Source organism: Paenibacillus sp. 79R4, assembly GCF_013393165.1.
Classification (GTDB): domain Bacteria; phylum Bacillota; class Bacilli; order Paenibacillales; family Paenibacillaceae; genus Fontibacillus.
This window is the reverse complement of the sequence record NZ_QJOT01000001.1, coordinates 468,999-489,777: the sequence shown is the minus strand read 5'-3', so window position 1 is coordinate 489,777 and position 20,779 is coordinate 468,999. Positions and strand designations below refer to the sequence as shown.

Here is a 20,779-nt window from a genome sequence, read left to right as displayed (position 1 = left end):
TCGTACTTCCATTTTACCAAAGAGCGGTTTCTTTTTGTTTGATGAAATGTAAGAGGGTGCCCCCTCAGTCATCTATGATGACTTTTGGGACACCCTCTTCTCTATTGCCAATAGCCGGAACCGCCTATTCTGTTCATTTTCTATGGGCGCTTGCACGTTCCTCTTCTGCCCTTCTGCTCCTCTTCTCATTCCAGCTTAAATCCACGCTGCTCCAAAAACTCCTTCATATGAAGACGCGATGGATTCGCCAGCTTCTCGGCCATCAGCCTGGACCACGATGTATCCTTGGCCCCACCCGTACGCTCGCGCAAATACTCGCTCATGATCTCATCATATATAGCAACCTGCTTCTCACTTTCAGCGCTGTCATATTCCTCCCAATGCAGAACTGCCGGCTGAGGCAGCCTCGGGCGCTGACCCGGGCCTTGATCCGGATAACCCAGACACATGCCGAAGATCGGAAAGGCCAGCTCTGGCAATTGGAGCAGTTCAGTCACTTGCTGAATCTGATTGCGGATTCCCCCGATGTAGACGATGCCAAGACCAAGCGACTCGGCAGCGATAGCTGCATTTTGCGCCGCCAGAGCAGCATCAACTGCAGCAACAATGAAATTCTCTGTCGCTGCTTCGTACGATTTTGAATCCGGCAAATGATGCCGGGCAGCATTCTTCAGGCGGGACAAATCCGCACACCATACCAGAAAGACAGGGCATTCCACAATGTAAGTCTGATTGCCGCTAAGCTGCGACAGCTTTTGTTTGCGCTCCGGCTCTGTGACAGCTACTACGCTGTAACCTTGTACATTGCTGGAGGTCGAAGCCATTTGCGCCGCACTAATGATTTGCTCGACGATCCCGCGGGACACCGGCTTGTCCGCATATTTGCGGATCGAGCGGTGCGCCATTAACAACTTGATGGTCTCATTCATGCTTTTGCCTCCCTTCATGCTGTTTATGGTTATAGCTAGCCTCATTCATAAAAGATAAGTCACTCTCCTATTATACAACTTAACTATTCCCAAATAAGAAAAACCAGTCCAACACGGAAGACCGTGCCGGACTGGTTGATGAATAGATAAATTTATTTATAGTATGAAGTTGTTAAAGGCACAAACATGGCCCCATTACTGAGTACATCAGCATAAATATACAACTCATTAACGCCTGCGATATCTACCTCAATCGTCTTAAGACCGTCGCCCACCGCCACTTTCTCGGTCGTCAGCTTCACATCCTTCTCACTGTCTTCGATGACAAAGTTATCGATATCTTCACCAACAGCCGCGACCTGCAGAACCAGCTTCTGATACTTTCCCTTCGGATATAGCATAAAGCTGCTGCTTCGATTCCCACTGGCATTATCGAAATAAGCTTCCTTATAATCCTTGCCCTGGTAAGTCGTCTCTTTCGGGTCCTTCGTATAATACATGTTATCGAAGCCTTTGGCGATCGCTACGCCTTCTGCCTTCTCACCCAATTCCACCGTATAGGTCTCCGGATTATAGGATACAGCGACTCCTACGATATCAGCGACTGCACGGACAGGCAGATATGTCGTTCCGTTATAGGTAAGCGGAAGAACCGCATTCCCTTTCTCATCCCTTGGCTGCACAGGCGTTCCATTGTATTTGAGTTGAATGCTGCTGTTTAGGTAAGCTTTTACCTCCTGCAGTTTTGCACCTGCATATACACCGGTTCCGGCTGTCAGCATCAACGCTGCCACCATGGTACTAATCATCCACTTCTTCTTCAACAGATCCTCTTCCCTTCTATAAAAATGGATTACTGCGCACTCCTATGAAGAATATAAAAATTTAATTTACTAAATTCAAGTTACTTATTAACTAAATAACGAAGAATCCACCCGACTTTAGTACTGTTTTCACATTATTAATTTACAATATATCCTAAAAGTGATATCATACAAATATCAAATTAATATTAAATAACTGTTGAGGAGTGCTTCACTATGCTGAAGGAAAAACAATTATCTTATTTGAACGGATTTGTTGCGCTGCTATTCTTCATTGCCTTTGCGGGCGCTGGAGTATATCTGTTTACCATTGCTACGCCTCTTCCCATCATCCTCGGCGCCATCTCTTGCGCAATCGCCTTTGTGATCCTCACCGGGCTTACGATTGTGCAGCCGAACCAGTCCGCTGTCGTGACCTTCTTCGGGCAATACCTTGGTGTAATCCGCAATAGCGGATTCTATATGGTAACCCCTTTTTCCAACCGGAAGAAAGTATCGCTGCGTGTACGTAACTTCAACAGCGCCAAGCTGAAGGTTAATGATGTTAACGGCAACCCGATTGAAATTGCTACCGTGGTTGTATTTTCGGTCATTGATTCCGCTAAAGCGCTCTTTGAAGTTGATGAATATGAAACCTTCGTAGAGATTCAGAGCGAGGCTGCCCTGCGTCATGTAGCCAGCAAATATCCTTATGACCAGTTGGACGGTGACGGTTTCTCCTTGCGTGGAAACACGGAAGAAATCGCTAAGGAACTGACCGAGGAGCTGCAAAACCGCTTGGCGATAGCCGGTGTCAAGGTGATCGAGTCCCGCTTGACACATTTGGCTTACTCCACAGAAATCGCCAGCGCCATGCTGCAGCGTCAGCAAGCCGAAGCCATCATCTCCGCTCGCGAGAAGATTGTTGACGGCGCCGTTACGATGGTTCAATTGGCGATTGAGCGCCTGCAGGCCGAGAGCGTCGTTGAATTGGACGATGAACGTAAAGCTGCTATGATCAATAACCTGCTTGTCGCGGTCGTATCGGACCGTTCCGCCCAACCTATCATTAATACAAGCAGTTTGTATTAAATGGAGCCCCATTCACGATGGCTAAGAAGAAGAGCTTCCCGCTGCGCCTGGACCCCGTCGTATATGAAGCTTTGGAACGCTGGGCGGCTGACGAATTCCGAAGCGTGAATGGTCATATTGAATATGTACTACGCGAGGCCCTACGGAAGGAAGGGCGCTTGCCCTCACCCCAAATGCGTGTCAAGGAGGCCTTGGAAAATGACGCGGACCAAGATTAAATCTGTTAAGCCTTGGTGGGAATCAAAGTCGAAGTTCCTGCTGCAGGAATATGCGAACCAATATGAAGCCACTTTTATAGAAGCATCTTTCAAGAATTGGAAATACACCGGACGGCATGTGCTGATTCAGCTGCCGCAGGGACGGGGCCAAATGTATCTCACAGTTACCGATTCCAACTCGAATAGTTCCAATACAAACAGCGGTCAAGTAGTCGGGATCAAGTATAAATACAAACCGAGAAGAAAGCTTGAATGCTTGCTGAGCTCGATCAAAAGCCCTCTACTTCTGATCCTGCACGGGAATTTACGACAAGTGACTTTGCCGAATCCCCTCAGCAAATCGTTCCATGCCGGAGCCTCTCACCCCAGTCTGTTAAGAGCTATTCTGAAGCATGAAGGTATAGCAGACCTGCTGGAGGATCATAAGGGCTTCCGTCTCAAGGCGCGTGTCAAAGAGCATGAAGCCCAGCTTACCTTCTCGGAGACGAATAAGAAAGCCGATATCGTGTTCCTCCGAGGATGTGTCCGGATCATGGAATCGTTTATCGAAGCTATGTATGAGCAAGGTATCGTCCACGTGGGGAAATAGAAGTCGAGCAAGCGGATGCTGTCCTGCCACTGCATCCGCTCCTCTATATAATGAAACCTTTGAACACCTGTACCGTAAGAATATGTTAAGACAGAATGACTGTTACACCTTTAGTGGAATTCTGGATACAATGACATGGGGAGGTAAAAATGAAGATGAGAATGAAGAAGCGCCTAGCGATTTTCGTGATGGCAGCCCTGTTGCTGACATTACTCGTGCCTGCCGGAGCTTTTGCCGCCGAGAACAGTCCTTCTTACGAGGCAACCAAGCAATTGGCAGCGCAGAAAGCCGATCTGCTGACGAAGAATTATGGTACTTACAGCTTGCAATACGCACTCATTGATCAAGGGAAGATTGTAGTATCCGGGCAATCCGGCATTAATCATGCGTCAGACAATACCCCATTAACAGCTGATTCGATGTACGGCATCGGCTCTACTAGCAAAATGTTCACAACCGTTGCGGTGATGAAGCTTGTTGATGAAGGAAAAATCGATTTGGATCAGCCTTTGACTGCCTATATTCCTGAGTTCAAAATGAAAGACGATCGATATAAAAAAATCACTCCGCGTATGCTGCTGAATCATTCCTCCGGCTTAAGTGGCTCAACACTCGTCAATGGCTTTTTATTCGATGATAATGATACATCCGGATATGACAATTTGCTGAAACGACTGGAGGTACAGCGGCTGAAGGCTGATCCGGGCGCATTCTCCGTTTATTGCAACGACGGCTTTACTCTAGCAGAAATATTAGTAGAGAGAGTTAGCGGCATGGACTTCACAGACTTCGTACATAAATATATTTCTGAGCCGCTTGGTATGAAAAATACAAAAACTCCGCAAGATGACGTGAATCATGCGCAGCTGGCTGGCGTCTTTTCTCCTAGCTATCAGGGAGAGCTTCCTGCGGATACGGTTAACTTTATCGGTACCGGTGGTATTTATTCCACAGCCGAAGATCTTGCCCGCTTCTCGCAAATCTTCACAGGGAATGCCGACGGACTTCTGACAGAGAAATCAGTGGCAGCCACGGCCAAAGCAGAATATAAGAACGGGTTGTGGCCGCAAGAGGCAGATAGCTCAATCGCCTATGGATTAGGCTGGGATAGCGTCAACCTGTTCCCGTTCAACGATTACGGCATTCAGGCTCTGACGAAGGGTGGGGACACCCTGTTGTCTCACGCTTCGCTGGTCGTATTGCCCGAGCACAAGCTGTCTGTAGCGATCCTCTCTTCCAGTGGTTCGAGTTCACTAAATCAGGTTATGGCCAGTGGGATTCTGTTAAGTGCTCTGCAGGAAAAAGGGATCATTAAAGAGTTGAAGCCTGCCAAGTCATTTGGCGTACCTGTAAAAGCCAATATGCCGGTGGAGGTATCGACAAATGCAGGGATCTACGGTACAGCAGGTCAGTTGATCAAGCTGGATATTAGCAAGGACGGCGAGTTGTCCTTAAGCTCGCTTGCAGTACCTGAAGCTCCGGTTCAGAAATTTACTTATACAGCAGATGGCTCATTCGTCAGTGAGGACGGCGGTACGAAGCTTAACTTAGTCACAGAAGACAACGGACGCACTTACTTATGGGTTAGATCTTATACAACCATTCCAGATCTTGGCCAAATAGCTATGTCCGACTATCAGGCGGAGAAGCTGGAACCAAATGAATTATCTCCTGAGATCGCTAAAGCATGGGAAGCGCGTGAGGGTAAAACCTATTTTCTCGTAAGTGAAAAATATACCTCTCAGGCCTACTTCATGCAGCCTCCTATCGCTTATATTGCAACACTTAAAGATATGCCAGGATACTTAATGGCCAATAAGATCACAGGTGCCAATGAAGCTCTGAATTTGTTGAACATCCCGACATTGATGGGCAGAGACGCAAGTGATCTCATCTTCTTCACAGAGGACGGTGTTGAGTACCTGGAGGCTGCCGGAAGCCGCTTTGTAAGTCAGGACAATGTCGTACCGCTCTATATCGGCAAGCAATCGAAGACGAAGATTCAAGAGAATGGTCAAACGAGATGGTACACCATTCCGGAAAAATCGGCAGGCAAGACACTGGCGGTTAACTTGCCGGAGGCAGGTTCCTTTGCAGTCTATGATGCCAGTGGAGCCTGCGTAAATTTCACTGTAGTCAGCGGCGTAAACGAAGTGGTACTGCCGGAAAATGGTTTCATCGCCTTTATTGGCGACCCAGGCTCACAGTTTGAAATTTCATTAAAATAAACATAAGCCCCACAAGTTATGAACTTGTGGGGCTTACTGTTTTGATATACTAGTACGGGGTATATTTCGCGCGGATTACTTCATCAATTTATTTACGGTGATCAGCAGTTCATCAACTACATCCATCTCACCAGCCTGAATCCGCTCAATCACGCAACTCTTCATATGACCCTCCAACAGCAGTTTGCCAACACTATTCAGTGCGGATTGAACCGCTGCGATCTGATTCAGAACATCATCACAATACGTATCCTTCTCGATCATGCCTTTAATGCCACGGATTTGACCTTCAATCCGGTTCAAACGGCTCGTCAAATTGCTCTTCACAGCTTCGGAATGATGGCTATGACGGACATGGCCCTCGCCCTCATCGCCGCAGCACTCCTCAGTCGCGCCATGCTTCTTGTCTACTTGTTCCGCCATGTTATCACCTCGCTATATTGGGACCTTTACATCATAATATCGCAATCCAGGCAACCTTTCAATCGGTTGCAGGCATTAGACAGCAATGCCCTGTCCCATCCGTCGATACAAAAAATCACCCTGCCCCTTCGAAACAAAAGGCGCAGGGTGATTCTTCTGACTAGATTAGGCTGAAGCCTCGTCTTGGCTTTATTGATATCCCCAGATCATGGTGAATAGCGTACCGAAGAGGGTTACAAGGCCAACGAACAGAGCATATGCAATGTTGGTATACAATGAGGTCTTGGACCCGGTCTCGCCGATATGCATGAACATGAACAATTGGACGCCCATCTGGATCGCCGCACAGACAAGCAGGATCGTCATACCGACAGCCAGTGGCATATCCCATAGAATGACGGACAGAGCGACGACCGAAAGGATCAGCGAGAACACATATCCCATGACATGGTGGACAGGGAATAATTTTTTCATGTCACATCATTCCTTTCAGATATACGAAGCTGAAGATAAAGATCCAGACAACGTCAAGGAAGTGCCAATAAAGCGAGAAAATAAATGATTTATTCGCTGTATCAAGCGTGAAGCCCTCGCGTTTGATCTGTATCATAATGCCTGCGCCCCACAGCAAGCCCAAGGTTACGTGGGCACCGTGCGTACCAAGCAGAACAAACAGACTGGACATGAAGGCGCTCGTGGAAATCGTTGCTCCTTCATTAACATAGGTCACGAACTCGGTAATTTCTACCCCTAGGAAGATCAGACCCAGCACCAAAGTGATGAAGAAAAAGACCATAGCTGCCTTTTGCATTCCGTGGCGCATGCTGTTGATCATCAGACCGATCGTGAAGCTGCTTGTGAGCAACACGAAGGTCTCGATCAGCACCGGACCGATCTCGAATATTTCTTTACCGCTCGGGCCGTTGCCGGTCCGATTCCAGAGTGTGAAATAGACGGCGAACAGCGTTGAGAACAACACGATTTCCGCGCCAAGGAACAGCCAAAAACCGAAAATCCGATTACTGTTCTCTTCTGAACGGTATTCCAAAGGCAAAGAGTTATCTAACTTCATGCCTGTTCACCCCGCAATCTAGCTTCCGTTTCTTCAATTTCACGAACCGGGATATGATGCCCGTGATCGCGTTCGAACGAACGAACTGCCAACATTACAATTACACCAAGCCCTCCGATAATCGCCGGAATCCACCAGCCGAATATCATAGCAAATCCAAAGAAGAAGAAGATCGCTCCGAGTATAACTGGCTGACCGCTGTTATTTGGCATATGAATCTCTTCATAATCGCCTTTATAGAGCTGATGTCCGCCCTTCTTATGCTCCCAGAACGGGTCAAGCCCTTGAACCGTAGGAGTGATGGCGAAGTTATAATCTGGAATCGGACTATGCGTACTCCATTCAAGCGTACGTGCGTTCCAAGGATCGCCCGTCGTCTCTCTAGGCGCATAGCGGAAGCTCCAGTAAATGTTATAGACCAGAATAATAAATCCAATTGCCAGGCCAAAGGCGCCGATCGTTGCGATCATGTTAAGCGGTCCGAAGCCTGTATCCGCCGAATAAGTGTACATCCGGCGCGTCATGCCCTTGAGTCCAAGGAAGAACAACGGCAAGAACGTTACGTTGAAGCTGATTGCAATGACCCAAAATGCCAGTTTGCCTTGACGCTCGTTCAAGCGGAATCCGAACAATTTCGGGAACCAGTAATAGAAACCGGCGATTACGGCAAATACTGTACCTGGAATCAACACATAGTGGAAGTGGGCAACCAGGAACATTGTATTATGGTACTGGTAGTCGGCACTCGCCATTGCGAGCATGACACCGGTAACCCCACCGATCGTAAAGATCGGGATGAACGCAAGCGAGTATAACATCGGCGTCGTAAACTCTATCTTCCCTTTATGGAGCGTAAGCAGCCAGTTGAATATTTTCACCCCGGTCGGAACCGCAATGAGCATCGTCGTTATGGAGAATACGCCATTGACCATGGCCCCATGACCCATCGTATAGAAGTGGTGAGCCCATACGAGGAAGGACAGCAACGAGATGATAACCATACTGCCTACCATCGATTTATATCCGTAAAGGTTCTTCCGCGAGAAGGTCGAGATTACTTCACTGTAAATCCCGAACGCCGGCAGAATAACGATGTATACTTCCGGATGCCCCCATACCCAGAACAGGTTGGCCCAGAGCATATCCATACCGCCGTTAGCCATCGTGAAGAATTGAGAGCCGAACATTCGGTCGAACATCATCAGCGCCAGCGCTATTGTAAGAACCGGGAACGCGAACAAAATAATAACGCAAGTGATCAAGACTGACCAGGTGAACATCGGCATCTTCATCAGCTTCATGCCAGGCGCACGCATCTTCAGGATGGTAGCGATAAAGTTAACGCCTGTCATCAGCGTACCGATACCGGCAATCTGAATCGCGATCGAGTAATAGTTCATGCCTACCGAAGGACTGAATTCATTGCTGGCCAGCGGGAAGTAAGCTGTCCATCCTGCATCCGGCGAGCCGCCGATGACGAAGGATAGGTTGAACAGCATGGCTCCGGCAAAAAATAGCCAGAAGCTGACCGCATTTAGTCTCGGAAATGCAACGTCGCGCGCGCCAATCTGCAGCGGCACAACTACGTTCATTAAACCAATAATGAACGGCATTGCCATGAACAGGATCATAATGACCCCGTGAGTCGTAAATATCTCATTATAGTGCTGCGCATCAAGAAGTCCGTTCTCTGGAACCGCAAGCTGCGACCGCATGAGCAGCGCGTCAACGCCGCCGCGGAACAGCATCAAGAGCGCACTGATAATATACATGATACCGATTCGCTTATGGTCAACCGTTGTCAGCCACTCGCGCCATAGGTAGCCCCATTTTTTAAAATAGGTCAAGCCGATGACAATAGCCAAGGATGCAACCACGATGCTGACCATCGCACCATAAATCATCGGTTCGCCAGTGACGAAAAATTCGTCCCATTTCATGTCAAGCTTACTCCCTTCTGTTCCCTAATTTCCGTGCGAGGCATGTTCAGCCCCGTTTTCATTCGTGTCGGAGTGGTCCATATTCATATCCATATCCATTTCGGAATGATCCATTTGTGTGTCGCCGGAGGAGTCTCCGCCATGATTATGACCTGCATGCTCACCCTCAGGCGCCGGACTGAATTCCAAATGTGTCGAAGAATAGGTCTGTCTGCCTACCTTCGCAGTATCCAGCAGGGAATTGAACTGCTCTTCAGTCAATGGAACGGCTGTATTCTTGACCTCATTCACCCACTCGCCATATTTCGCATTCGACATCGCCAGAACTTCAAATTCCATATCGGCAAACCCTTTACCGGAGAAGTTGGAGTTCTTACCCATAAATGAGCCTTCGTGCTCCGCAACGAGATTGAGCTTGGTGACCATATCGCTCATCGCGTATTTTTGTCCGCCTAATTGTGGAACCCAGAAGCTGGTGATCGGTCCGTAGGAGTAGAGTCTGAACTCAACCGGACGATTCGTCGGAATGTTCACATAGTTAACTGTCTCAATTCCTTCCTCCGGATAACTGAAATGCCACTTCCAGTTGGAGGATGATGCATAAATAACTAACGGTTTTTGATCTTCATAGCCCGCCGGTACCTTATCCAAGGCATTGGTAGTCCGAACTGTAACGACCGACAGGATCGTAACGATAATGATCGGAATAGCTATCCATGTGAATTCCAGCCATTTGCTGCCCTCTACATGCGGCGGTTCATAATCCGGAGCCGATTTGGAAGCACGGTACTTCGTAAGCATAAAGATGTACAAAACATACACAACCAGCAAGATTAGCGCCATGACCAGCATTGAGAAAATAATAACATTAGACTGCGTCTTCGCTACCGGCCCTTTCGGGTTCAATACGGCCAGCGAATTACAACCGGTCAAGAGGACAAGAAACGCTGAGAAAACGACCAGCAGCAATCCTTTCCTTTTCATAAAATTCCGTTACCCCTTTCCAGCAATATCACGCACCACCCACTCTTCCAGGGATGGTAGTATTAATTATCTAACACTATGTTAGGTAAGCTATTAAACAATAACAATTCATAGCTAATTACATTTATACTAAAAATTTACATTTATTTTTCGTTTTCTCTCTTTAGATTTAGAACAAAAGTTCAAATTCGTCCAAATTTGATCGTATTTTAGCAAATTCGTCGATTTTGATAATTGTTCACATTGCCCCTTCTTTAAGGTATTGTTCGATGAATTGTCATATTTATTTGAATAGTTCGTGATTATTATCACTTACCTTATTGATCTATAAGGTAAACTCTTGTTATGGAATTTTATTACTTTGATGCTTTTTTCTTATTTCCCATCTCATCCTTGTCCTGCTAGTGAATTAGGCGTAACATGCGCTTCTCCAGCGATATCAATCCGAAGATATTGCCGTATTTCGCAGCTATTATGTCATTGTTCACTCATATTTTTTGGCATTCAGCCTATATAAATATATACACAAAAAAGCGCAGGCCAGGGGACGAACTGCCCCGCAGCTTGCGCTTTGTATTTATGATCTGCCCGCTGAGAATTGCGGGACAGCTTCATTCTGTCATTATCATTGGCCTCAAGTTCATGCCTTTTATCAACTGTCCAAGTCCTTGAATAAAAATTAGGCACAATATCGATAAGCAGCCTGTCCCTATTGGGCCAAAGCTTTCATAATCGATTCAATACCGTCGATTTTGGCCAATGCCATAGGACCCGGAAGCGAGGGATCCTCCAAGAAGTACACCTGATCTTGCTTGACGGCATTCAGGCTGTTCCATACTCCATCGTCCTTCAAATCATTGCGGACACCGCCTTCAACAGGCGTCTGCCAATTGTTGATGAGAAATAAATGATCCGGGTTCAAGTCAGCCAATCCTTCCAGCGTCAGCTGCCCTATATTGGAGGTTAGGCCAGGCGGCGGTGTCAGCCCGAGGCCTTTATAAAACGGATCAAATCGGCCGTCGTTCCAGGTAACGAATTGCTTTTTACCCGAATACATCGCGAACATAACCGTTTCATTCTGGCGGAAAGCTAACTTTTCTTTGTACTCTGCAGACTTGCGATCAAACTCCGCCAGCACCTCATCCGCTTTCTGTTCCTTGCCTATAATTCGGGCGATTTCCTGCAGGGTTTCCCGCCAATCCCCCGCTTGCGGCAGCACAACCGTCGGTGCGATCTTGCTTAATTGTTCGTATTGATCCGCCATGTCGTCCGCTGCAAGAATAAGATCGGGACCGGAGGAGAGCAGTCTCTCCATATCCGCTTCCATGCCTAGATCAATAACCGTTTTCCCGGCCAGACGTTTACTCAAGCTTGGAAAATTGCTCATAATTGTCTCGACCCCTTGAGCCGAGATCGGATATTCATCCAGAACCGCCAAATAATCGACAAATGCGATGTATGGCGTTGCGATTTTTTTCGGCCTGGCTTCAAGAACGGTCGTACCGCTTAAATGCTTAATTGTCAGCGGATATTCCTCTTCGGAAGCCGCTGGCTTCGTTTGAACCGTTCGCTGATTCCCTCCGTTTGCTTTCGTTGCGTTTTCTCCCGTTCCTTCAGCATTTTGTACGCCGCAACCTGCCATTCCTATCGACGCAGCCAGCAATAACAGGACTGCCATGCTCTTTATTCCCTTCATCCGTTTGAACCCCTCCGTATCGCATGCTCTTCCAACAGCTTCCTTATAAGAGCATCCATTATAATGATAATGATTCTCATTATCTATGGAAGCATTTTAGCATGCTACCTCGGCTAGTCTCTACCACCAGGCGGAATATGTGCAGCGGTTAGCGGGATTTAGAGCGAGGATGGGTATCGGCCAGACTCTGTTTTGACCTCCTTCATAAACAAACCGGGATTAACTCCATATTTACTTCGGAAGGCTTCTGCGAAATAACTGGGGTTAAGATAGCCAACCGCGCAGGCTGCTTCACCAACATTGACCCGCCCCGTCTGCAACATGAGCATCGCTTGCCTTAATCGCTCGTCTTTCAAATATCCAAAAACGGTCGTACCATATAATTCCTTAAAACCGGCCTTCAGCTTAAAATCGTTAAGGCCAATCATTCGCGACAATTCCATCAGTGTTGGCGGATCGACTAACCGCTCCTTCATAATTTGCCGGGCCTCTCGCAGCTTATCCATCTCATCCCGCGACAATGACACCGCTCGGGAAGACTCCTCTTCCTCCTTCAAGAACAAGCGGCAAGCCAGCGTAAAGATCTCCAGCGCATGGCACTCCAGCTCCAGGTTGCTGACTCCAGGCTTGTCGACGGCAGACGCGAAGCGCTTCATCAGAAAGGAAACAGCAGGCCCAATCTTCTCTTGAAAAACCCGCAAGTGCCGATCGCCCATAATCCGCTCAAAATCAATCAATACGCCTGTATCCCATGCCTGTTCCATAAAGCCGTTGAACGTCTTGACGGGAATTCCGATCGATAGCATTCGGAAAGGCTCTCCTCCGGCAAACTCAAACCGGGCGGCGCCAGGCTTCCCGAACTGCAGCGCAAAACTCCCCGCCGTCGCTTGATGGCTGCTGCCCGACAAGTTAATCTCCCGCTTCCCCAGCAAGCAGCAGTTTACTTCCACCATCGCCGCACAGGGCTGAAGTGAAAAAGCGTAATCCTTATTCAAAGTGAACTCGGATACGACGATTTCCATATCACTCCTTTGCGACCAACGTCTTATCGATTTATGGCCAAGCTCCGGCTGCTCCGGCAATGGCTCGGCACAATCCTTCCGTGCTTCCGGCAGCCCTGCCCGAATGGAATCAAAGAATAAATCAAAGTTCTCGTGGAAATCAGACTTTTCCATGGTAACCTCATCACGCCTCCCCCTGACCTATTTCCCCTTCAACAAGCGCTTGAACGTTGAACTCCGACTGCTTTTTGTATAATTGATAATGATTATCATTTTCATTATGGATTATACGTGATAAATGCAACAGTTTCAATATTCAACACCTATTATAAAGACTGAGCCCCTGCCAAGCATCCCGTACAAAAAAAGCCTAAGGCCATCGGCCTTAGGCTTTTCTTATATGCTCTACAACGGTTTGTACCGCATCTATTACAGAATTTCCTTACGAAGCTGTTCTGGCGACTTCGGTGACATCAATCCAAATGGAATATCGAATACCGTTCTGGCTCCGGATTGTCCGGCTTGGGACAATCTGTATACCGCACGGGCATACGCTACCAGCACACTGGCTGTAAATTCCGGATTGCTGTCCAATTTAAGCGCAAATTCATAAATTTGCGTGCTGTTCTCCCCAGTCTTGCCGCTTCTGAGTACCATTCCACCATGAGGCATAGCTGAGTGATTCTTCTTCAGCTCTTCTTCACTAATAAAATGAACAACAGTATCATAATCCGCAAAGTAGTTCGGCATTTCCTTGATTTCGCTCTCAATCTTTGCCAAATCAGCGCCTTCTTCAGCAACGACAAAGCACTCACGCAAATGCTTCTCGCGCGTCGACAATTCCGGATTTTCGCCCTTACGTACACGTTCAACTGCGGCCTCTACAGGAATTGTGTATTGAACACCGTTCTTGACGCCGGCTACACGGCGGATCGCATCGGAGTGCCCTTGGCTAACCCCTTTGCCCCAGAACGTATATTCCTTGCCTTCCGGCAATACGGATTGTGCAAGCAGACGATTAAGAGAGAATAAGCCCGGATCCCAGCCTGTGGAGATCAAGCTAACATGACCGCCTTTGGTCGCCGCATCATTTACTTGTTCGAAATACTCCGGAATTTTCGCATGAGTATCGAAGCTGTCTACCGTATTAAACATAGCCGCAAATTCCGGTCCTTGCTGAGGAAGGTCGGTTGCAGATCCTCCACAAAGGATCAAGACGTCGATATCGCCCTTGTACTTCTCAATTTCAGAAATATGTACGACGCCATTTGCAGCCGCTACATCGTCTGGGTTTCTTCTTGAGAAAATGGCGCGCAATTCGATGTCAGGATTTTGTTGGATTGCTTTCTCTACACCGCGCCCTAAATTTCCGTATCCTACAATGCCTACTTTAATAGTCGATGTCACTAAACCTTCCTCCTTCATATAATAGCTCTTCAACTATTTTAGCTCACTCTTGTCCATTTTTAAATATTTAACATAAAAAGTAAGCGCTATTCCCTCCATTACAGCTCGGATTTATTGAAATTTTCATATTTTAGACATACTTAGTACGAGATTTGCAATTTGAATAGCCCATTATAGCCATACTCATTTTGAAAAATTAACTTTAAAATAGGAGTTAAATGTAACAAATATCATTGCATCTATAAATAAGGCGGTGTGCAACTGTGCAAATCTTCAAATCCATTTCCTCCCGCTGGATGCTTCCGCTGCTCTTGATCGGTATCTTCTCTGTGTTCTGCTATTCGGGTCTGGCATCCGCTCATGCGACCGTCACCTCTTCCTCCCCGGCGGCAAACGAGATTCTGGCCTCGCCCCCGGAGGAAGTCTCCATCACATTTAATGAATCGATTGAGCAGGCCTTCTACTCCATTATCATAACGGGACCAGATGGAAGACGCGCGGACCAGGGGGACGCCGCCATCGATTCAGAACATCCTAATCGTCTGGTCGCCAGCCTGAAGAATAACTTGCCAAACGGCATCTACAGTATGAAATGGAAGGCAGTATCCAGCGACGGACATGCCATTAGCGGAACGATTCCCTTTGGGATTGGTGCGGAAGGAAGCGGGTATGCCGTGCATACTCCCGCCGGGGATGACAACGTACTGCCCCGGGCAGGCTTATTAATCATCCGCTGGCTGTTCTACATCGGATTAAGCCTATGTATCGGCACCATCTTCTTCCGACTTCTGCTGCTCCCTGCCGGAGCCCGTACCCTTCGCGGCAGCTCTTCGCTTGAACAGCGCAGTCTACTGCTTCTCTACCTGGGGCTCGCCTGTACCGTAGTTGGGGTATTGTTCAGTCTTCCCCAGCAAACAGCCAGTGATGCAGGTGTCTCATGGCTTCAGGCCTGGGACCTCGATTTGCTGCAGGAGACTTTGCGCTTCACCAGCTTCGGACAAATCTGGACCTGGCAAGTCATCCAAGTCATGCTGCTCGCTGTATTCATCATGGGCCTATGCTACACAATTTCCGGCACCGAACAGGACGAACCGCATGATAACGTCATGAAGCTGATGGAAAAAGACCCTCCCAAGGCTTCAGACAGGGCTATTTCCAGATTTATCGGACAGGAGCATCTGTGGTCCTGGCTCGTGCTTATCGCTTGCATTGGGCTGATGGTCGCCAAGGCTTTTATCGGGCATGCAGCCACAACCAGCCATAAGCTCATGGCTATCAGCGCTGACTTTATACATCTGCTCACAGCCGCAATATGGCTTGGAGGTATTCTGGCGATTGCCTTCCTGCTTCCGGCGGTTCGTCGACATACCGAGCAGTCGGACAGTCTCAGACCGCTTTATTGGGGAACCATCCGGCGTTTTTCACTGCTGGCCTCGCTTTGTGTCTTGCTGTTGCTGCTCACCGGAGTCTATGGAAGCCTTCTGCATATCCCAACCTTGCATGCGCTCTGGAATACCCCATACGGGCTTGTTCTACTGGCTAAATTTGCGCTTATGCTCCTTATGCTGGCTTTTGCCTTATCGGCATTCCTGCGCGGGAGAAAGCGCTCCCGACCGCTCGGACGGGGCGTATGGTACGAATTCTGTCTCGGCGCGGTCGTACTCGTACTTGCTGCTGTTCTGGGAAATCTGCCTTCCGCCTCTTCGTCACCAGGTCCAGCAGTGCTTCAGACCACAACGGAGGATGGATACCGGATTACACTGAAGGTCAGTCCGAACCGGTTAGGCGAAAATCACTTCAGCCTCGAGGTTCAGGACGCAAGCGGAACCAAGCTTAATAATATTGAGCAGGCTACTCTCAGCCTGACCTCCAGAGAGATGGACATGGGCGTCATTCAGATCGAAATGCCGGGTTCCTCCCCACTGGAAGCAGATGAGATGATTACTATGGGTGGGGAATGGAATATACGCATTCATATTTTGTTGTCCACCCTCGATTCCATTGATCATGATTTTATTCTGCAGAGCGGAAATTAAAAAATAAGGAGCGTTATGTATGAACAAAAATTTCACTAGATTAACTACATTATTGTCAGCCGCCGTATTATTTTTTATTCTATTTGCAGACAACGCCAGCGCCCATGTTACCGTGTCGCCCAACAGTTCGGCGCCTGGCTCCTGGGAAACCTACAGCATCAAGATTCCATCGGAGAAAGACCTCCCCACAACCAAAGTGGCTTTGAAAGTCCCGGAAGGCTTTGACTTTAAGCAGTATCGGCCGGTACCGGACTGGAAGGTTGAGCTAACGAAGGACGAATCCGGTCAGATTACTACCGTAACCTGGTCTGCGGAGAAAGACGGAATTGGTCCGGGAGAATTCCAGCAATTTGAATTTGTTGGCAAAAACCCGGATAGTGAAGCGGATCTGGCCTGGGACGCTTTTCAATACTATAGCGATGGAAGCATCGTGGAATGGACCGGCGCGGAAGGCTCAGACAAGCCTCATTCGATGACCAAGATTACCAATGACCTGCAAGCAGGCGGCTCCTCATCTCAGGGAGATCACCATCATGATGCCTCCAGCGATTCTACTGCCCCATCAGATAACCATCAAGCCCAGGATACCAACAGCGCCAACAGCAGTCAGAGCAACGCACCACAGCAAACCGCCGAGTCTGCCCAAGGTCAAGGTTCAGCTTCATCCACCACTTCGATTATTTTGTCCACTGCGGCATTGATCGTCTCCATCCTCGCTCTGTTTCTCGCTCTGCGCAGAGCTAAACGTTATAACAGGTAAGGACATAAATAAAATGCACCAGCACGGGGAAGTCCTATTCCCTATGCAGGTGCATTTTCAGTTACGATCCCAAATTTATCTCTATTACCTGATTGGCAGCTGCGTACCGTCCTTCGGCTGCTGCCCGGAGGATTTCTTCTCGGATGCAGCTCCAAATAAGCAGGCGAGAGCGAGAAGCATACCAAGCGAAGCGCATACGAACAGCGCAGAGTAGCCAAATATATCAATTATCCAGCCCAGCAACGGTGGAGAAGATATGGCCGCCAGTGACGATACAAAATAATAGATCCCTGTTCGCGTGCCAATGCTCTCCTCCCGACCGGTCGAAATGACCCATGGATAAGAGTTGATGTTAATGCATGCCCAGAAAATGCCGCCAATGATCAGAAGTACTCGCAGCCATAATACGGAATCGACAAAGATCAATAAACCGAAAATGACAAACAGACCGCCTACCCCAATTGAAATGATTTTCTTCTTACCGAACCTGGCCCCAAGCCAGCCGCTCGGCAGGGCAAACACGAGAAAGGCAAGCGAGAAGAACGTCAGCGAGAAGGAAGCCTCACTGTCAGACATGCCGATATATTTGGTGCCATACAGGGTAAATAAAGCCTCAACCCCTTGATAGGCTACGAACCAGAAGAAGATCGCGCCCAATATGAACAGCGTCGTGCGGTTCAGCTCTTCTTTAATGGAGATTGGACGGATTGGCTTTGCCGCCGCCTCCTGGCTTAGCAGCGTAACCGGCTCGCGGATGACTGCTTTTAACACAACCAAGGAAGCTAACATGACAATTCCGGCAAACAGGAACGGCATATACGAACTGATTCCATACATCTTGGAACCAAGGGCAAAAGCCAGCACTGAGCCCACGCCGCCCATAAAATTAATAATTCCATTGGCCTTGGTTCGATTCTTCTCCTCTGTGATATCAGGCATCAATGCGACGGTCGGCGACCGAAACAAGCTCATCGACAAATTCATTAACACCATAAACAATACCAGGGTGAAGAAGCTTGTATGCCAAGGAATAAGCGCTGCGAATACCGCGCCAAGCGGCATCCCAATTAACAGATACGGCATTCTGCGTCCGTATCTCGTATTCGTTCTATCACTGCGGTGACCGACCCATGGCTGTAGAAACATCGCGAAATAATTATCAATCGTCATCATAAACCCTATCATCGCTGTGCTCTTCAAATAATTGTCCAAGAACAGCGGCACAAAGGCGTTGTAAAGCGCCCAGGTCAAACTGATGCTAAAAAAACCGAGTCCCAACAGCCAGGTTTTCTTCATTCAGCACGCTCCCTATTTAGAGGTTGTCTAAAAAGCCATCCTTAGCTCCATCTAACCCTCCCGGTACTGAAGATGCACTTTGCAAATACTAATTTGATAATAGCTGTGCCAGTCTATCCGGATAATCGGTAATAATCCCCGCTACCCCAGCCTGGATCAAAGCCTTCATCATGCTCTCTTCATTTACTGTAAACGGATGATAAGCAACCCCGTGCTTGGCCGCCTCGGCAACCAACTCCGGTGTTAATGCATACATGTATGCGTGCAGCGCGTCAGCGCCGATTCCCTTCGCATAGGCCCATGGCTCATACAACCCTTCGCCATACAGAATGCCGGTGCGAATATCCGGGGCGAGCTGATGGCATTCCCGCAAAGAATAATGATTAAAGCCGGAAATAATCGTTCGGTCCGCCATCCCATAGCGCTTAATCATCTCGATTACTTTTTTCTCTAATTCAGGATATTGAATGAAGCCATTCTTCAGTTCGATATTGACGATCGTCCCTTTATCACGGGTAAGCTCCAGCAATTGCTCCAGAGATGGCAGCCTCTCCCCTGCAAAATCGGCATGGAACCAGCTCCCTGCATCCAGCGTCTGAGTCTCCTCCCAGGTCAAGTCCTTCACCAACGCCTTCGTTCCCGTGGTCCGCTCCAGCGATTCATCATGAATTAGCACAAGACGGCCATCCTTCGTCATCTGCACATCGGTCTCAATCCCGCTGGCGCCAAGCTCCAAAGCGCGGACAAAAGAAGACATGGTATTCTCAGGACAATAAGCGGATGCCCCACGATGGGCAAAATTTATCAAGTTAGTCACGTTGTATCCTCCTTAGGCAAATCCCATTATTTATAAATAATATTATCCATAAGCCTAGTATACTCCTGCAATGTTAAGCCTGTATTACCTTTTTTGTATTTGCTCCCGGTCTTGTGGCGTGCTTCCCCGCCCGACTAAGGTCTAGTTCACAAACCATCTTAAGCCCGTTATGCCGGGAACCGAATCCATATACAATAAAAACATAAGAAAACGACGCACCAACCAAACAAACAACCAAGCAACCAAAGCCGGAATGTAAAGTAAACGTTCAAAAAGGTCGGTTTTCAGCACCGAGAAGATTGAATCAAGCTAGAGACTGAGGAGCAGAGCTACACGTTTCCGAAGGAAATGACTTCGATCGGTTTTCTTATCCAAAGCGGACTTTTTGAACTATCTCTATAAGAAAGTGAGTGTTGAAAAATGAAAAAATTGTATCGTTCTGCAACAGACAGACAGGTGAGTGGGCTTTGCGGAGGTATCGCAGCATGGCTTGGCGTAGACCCTACGGTCGTTCGACTCGTGGCTGTAGTAGCTGCTCTCTGCAGCTTTGGCACAGTGATCGCCCTCTATCTGATCGCTACACTGATCGTTCCAAAGGAACCGATCGGCGGCGCTGAGTACTTTGACCATTTCAGCAATTACTAATCACAAAATACGAATCCAAATTAAAAGGAGCAGATAACAATGAGTATATTTGATAGAATCTCCAACTTAACCAAAGCAACCGTCCATGAAGTATTGAACAAGCTGGAAGATCCGGTCCTTATGACCGGGCAGTATTTGCGCAATATGGAAGATGATATCCGCAGGGCCGAGGAAAATATCAAGGGACAGCAAAGAGCAGCTGGCGTAGCAGAGCGGAAATTAAATGAAGCCGTACAATCCGTTAAAGAATACGAGCTTCGCGCCCTCTCCGAGCTTCAGGCCGGCAATGAGGCCGCAGCCCGCGAAGCAGCTATGCTCAAGATTCAATTTGAAGATAAAGTGCAGCAGCACACCTTGGAAATGAACCAAGCGAAGGAACATGTTCTTGAACTGCAGCAGGGGTTAAGCCAAGCAGAGGAAGAATATGCCCGCCTTAAGGAAAAGCGCAATGAATTGGCAGCCAGAGCTCAAAAAGCCAAGGAACGGGCCGCAGTACAGCAGCCAAACTTCAGTCGTGGGATCGAGGGCGGCGATGCGGCACGGGGATTTGAACGAATGGAAGAGAAGATATTGGAGTGGGAGACGGACCTCGACCTTTCGCTGAATTCCCGAGGCATTCATAGCGAAGCCTCCAACGCAGCTGATTCTACAGCAGTCAATGAAGAATTGGATCGGCTGAAAGAACAGCTCGCCAAGCGCAATTCCTAAGCGGTTTATTATACAAAGGGCTGCTGGACAACGGAGATAAGGTTCGTTGGTCAGCAGCCCTGGCATTATACATAGATTGTCAGACAAGCGGGTTATCGCACCCATTTGGCAGCCTCTCTCCATACTCGCCATATA

20 protein-coding genes are annotated in these 20,779 nt (G+C 48.1%); 8 read left to right on the top strand and 12 right to left on the bottom strand.

Going from position 1 to position 20,779, the window contains the following annotated elements; genetic code table 11:
• Positions 1–185: 185 nt before the first annotated feature.
• Both nfsA and DMN77_RS01965 read right to left on the bottom strand, forming a co-directional pair.
• Positions 186–929 (bottom strand): oxygen-insensitive NADPH nitroreductase, encoded by a 744-nt coding sequence (gene nfsA, locus DMN77_RS01970; protein WP_068779516.1) that lies wholly within the window; start codon positions 927–929, stop codon positions 186–188.
• Between the two features lie 152 nt (positions 930–1,081).
• The gene (locus DMN77_RS01965) at positions 1,082–1,753 is read right to left on the bottom strand and encodes a stalk domain-containing protein (protein ID WP_068779515.1); all 672 of its coding nucleotides are present in this window, start codon (positions 1,751–1,753) and stop codon (positions 1,082–1,084) included.
• 216 nt (positions 1,754–1,969) lie between these two features.
• Between DMN77_RS01965 and DMN77_RS01960 the strand changes: the two genes are divergently transcribed.
• The 4 genes from DMN77_RS01960 (at position 1,970) to DMN77_RS01945 (ending at position 5,859) form a co-directional block, all read left to right on the top strand.
• Positions 1,970–2,824: an SPFH domain-containing protein gene (locus DMN77_RS01960; protein WP_179013269.1), complete on the top strand. Its 855-nt coding sequence runs from the start codon at positions 1,970–1,972 to the stop codon at positions 2,822–2,824.
• Positions 2,825–2,841: 17 nt separating this feature from the next.
• On the top strand, positions 2,842–3,042 hold the full coding sequence (locus DMN77_RS01955) for a type II toxin-antitoxin system antitoxin (protein WP_068779514.1): 201 nt from the start codon (positions 2,842–2,844) through the stop codon (positions 3,040–3,042).
• Positions 3,023–3,631: a hypothetical protein gene (locus DMN77_RS01950; protein ID WP_068779513.1), complete on the top strand. Its 609-nt coding sequence runs from the start codon at positions 3,023–3,025 to the stop codon at positions 3,629–3,631. Before DMN77_RS01955 ends, DMN77_RS01950 begins: the two co-directional genes overlap by 20 nt.
• Before the next feature lie 161 nt (positions 3,632–3,792).
• The gene (locus DMN77_RS01945) at positions 3,793–5,859 is read left to right on the top strand and encodes a serine hydrolase domain-containing protein (protein ID WP_179013316.1); all 2,067 of its coding nucleotides are present in this window, start codon (positions 3,793–3,795) and stop codon (positions 5,857–5,859) included.
• Between the two features lie 75 nt (positions 5,860–5,934).
• Here DMN77_RS01945 and DMN77_RS01940 read toward each other — a convergent pair whose 3' ends face one another.
• From DMN77_RS01940 to DMN77_RS01905, 8 genes are all read right to left on the bottom strand, one after another.
• Entirely contained in the window at positions 5,935–6,282 is a 348-nt protein-coding gene (locus DMN77_RS01940; RefSeq protein ID WP_068779512.1) for a metal-sensitive transcriptional regulator, read from the bottom strand.
• Between the two features lie 189 nt (positions 6,283–6,471).
• Positions 6,472–6,756, bottom strand: coding sequence for a cytochrome aa3 quinol oxidase subunit IV (gene qoxD / locus DMN77_RS01935; protein ID WP_068779511.1), 285 nt, complete (start codon positions 6,754–6,756; stop codon positions 6,472–6,474).
• 1 nt (position 6,757) lies between these two features.
• The gene (qoxC, locus tag DMN77_RS01930; RefSeq protein WP_068779510.1) at positions 6,758–7,354 is read right to left on the bottom strand and encodes a cytochrome aa3 quinol oxidase subunit III; all 597 of its coding nucleotides are present in this window, start codon (positions 7,352–7,354) and stop codon (positions 6,758–6,760) included.
• Positions 7,351–9,294, bottom strand: coding sequence for a cytochrome aa3 quinol oxidase subunit I (qoxB, locus tag DMN77_RS01925; protein ID WP_068779509.1), 1,944 nt, complete (start codon positions 9,292–9,294; stop codon positions 7,351–7,353). Before qoxB ends, qoxC begins: the two co-directional genes overlap by 4 nt.
• Before the next feature lie 24 nt (positions 9,295–9,318).
• Positions 9,319–10,278: a cytochrome aa3 quinol oxidase subunit II gene (gene qoxA / locus DMN77_RS01920; protein WP_068779508.1), complete on the bottom strand. Its 960-nt coding sequence runs from the start codon at positions 10,276–10,278 to the stop codon at positions 9,319–9,321.
• Between the two features lie 709 nt (positions 10,279–10,987).
• Positions 10,988–11,974: an ABC transporter substrate-binding protein gene (locus DMN77_RS01915; RefSeq protein ID WP_068779506.1), complete on the bottom strand. Its 987-nt coding sequence runs from the start codon at positions 11,972–11,974 to the stop codon at positions 10,988–10,990.
• Between the two features lie 158 nt (positions 11,975–12,132).
• Complete coding sequence (locus DMN77_RS01910; protein WP_068779505.1) at positions 12,133–13,149, bottom strand: helix-turn-helix transcriptional regulator; 1,017 nt, start codon at positions 13,147–13,149, stop codon at positions 12,133–12,135.
• Between the two features lie 255 nt (positions 13,150–13,404).
• Entirely contained in the window at positions 13,405–14,400 is a 996-nt protein-coding gene (locus tag DMN77_RS01905; RefSeq protein ID WP_068779504.1) for a diaminopimelate dehydrogenase, read from the bottom strand.
• Between the two features lie 245 nt (positions 14,401–14,645).
• Here DMN77_RS01905 and DMN77_RS01900 point away from each other — a divergent pair, with 245 nt between their 5' ends.
• Both DMN77_RS01900 and DMN77_RS01895 read left to right on the top strand, forming a co-directional pair.
• On the top strand, positions 14,646–16,418 hold the full coding sequence (locus DMN77_RS01900) for a copper resistance CopC/CopD family protein (protein ID WP_068779503.1): 1,773 nt from the start codon (positions 14,646–14,648) through the stop codon (positions 16,416–16,418).
• Between the two features lie 19 nt (positions 16,419–16,437).
• Entirely contained in the window at positions 16,438–17,178 is a 741-nt protein-coding gene (locus tag DMN77_RS01895) for a YcnI family copper-binding membrane protein (protein WP_068779502.1), read from the top strand.
• An 84-nt stretch (positions 17,179–17,262) separates the two neighbouring features.
• On the opposite strand, the gene DMN77_RS01890 is transcribed toward DMN77_RS01895, so the two are convergent.
• Together DMN77_RS01890 and DMN77_RS01885 are read right to left on the bottom strand one after the other, a co-directional pair.
• Positions 17,263–18,474 carry an SLC45 family MFS transporter gene (locus DMN77_RS01890; protein ID WP_068779501.1) on the bottom strand — a complete coding sequence of 404 codons (1,212 nt, stop codon included), beginning with the start codon at positions 18,472–18,474 and terminating at the stop codon, positions 17,263–17,265.
• 88 nt (positions 18,475–18,562) lie between these two features.
• Positions 18,563–19,291 (bottom strand): glycerophosphodiester phosphodiesterase, encoded by a 729-nt coding sequence (locus tag DMN77_RS01885; RefSeq protein ID WP_068779500.1) that lies wholly within the window; start codon positions 19,289–19,291, stop codon positions 18,563–18,565.
• A 420-nt stretch (positions 19,292–19,711) separates the two neighbouring features.
• Here DMN77_RS01885 and DMN77_RS01880 point away from each other — a divergent pair, with 420 nt between their 5' ends.
• A complete protein-coding gene (locus DMN77_RS01880; protein WP_068779499.1) occupies positions 19,712–19,936 on the top strand; it encodes a PspC domain-containing protein in 225 nt (74 codons plus the stop codon).
• Between the two features lie 39 nt (positions 19,937–19,975).
• Positions 19,976–20,644: a PspA/IM30 family protein gene (locus DMN77_RS01875; protein ID WP_179013268.1), complete on the top strand. Its 669-nt coding sequence runs from the start codon at positions 19,976–19,978 to the stop codon at positions 20,642–20,644.
• The last annotated feature ends 135 nt before the right edge of the window (positions 20,645–20,779 follow it).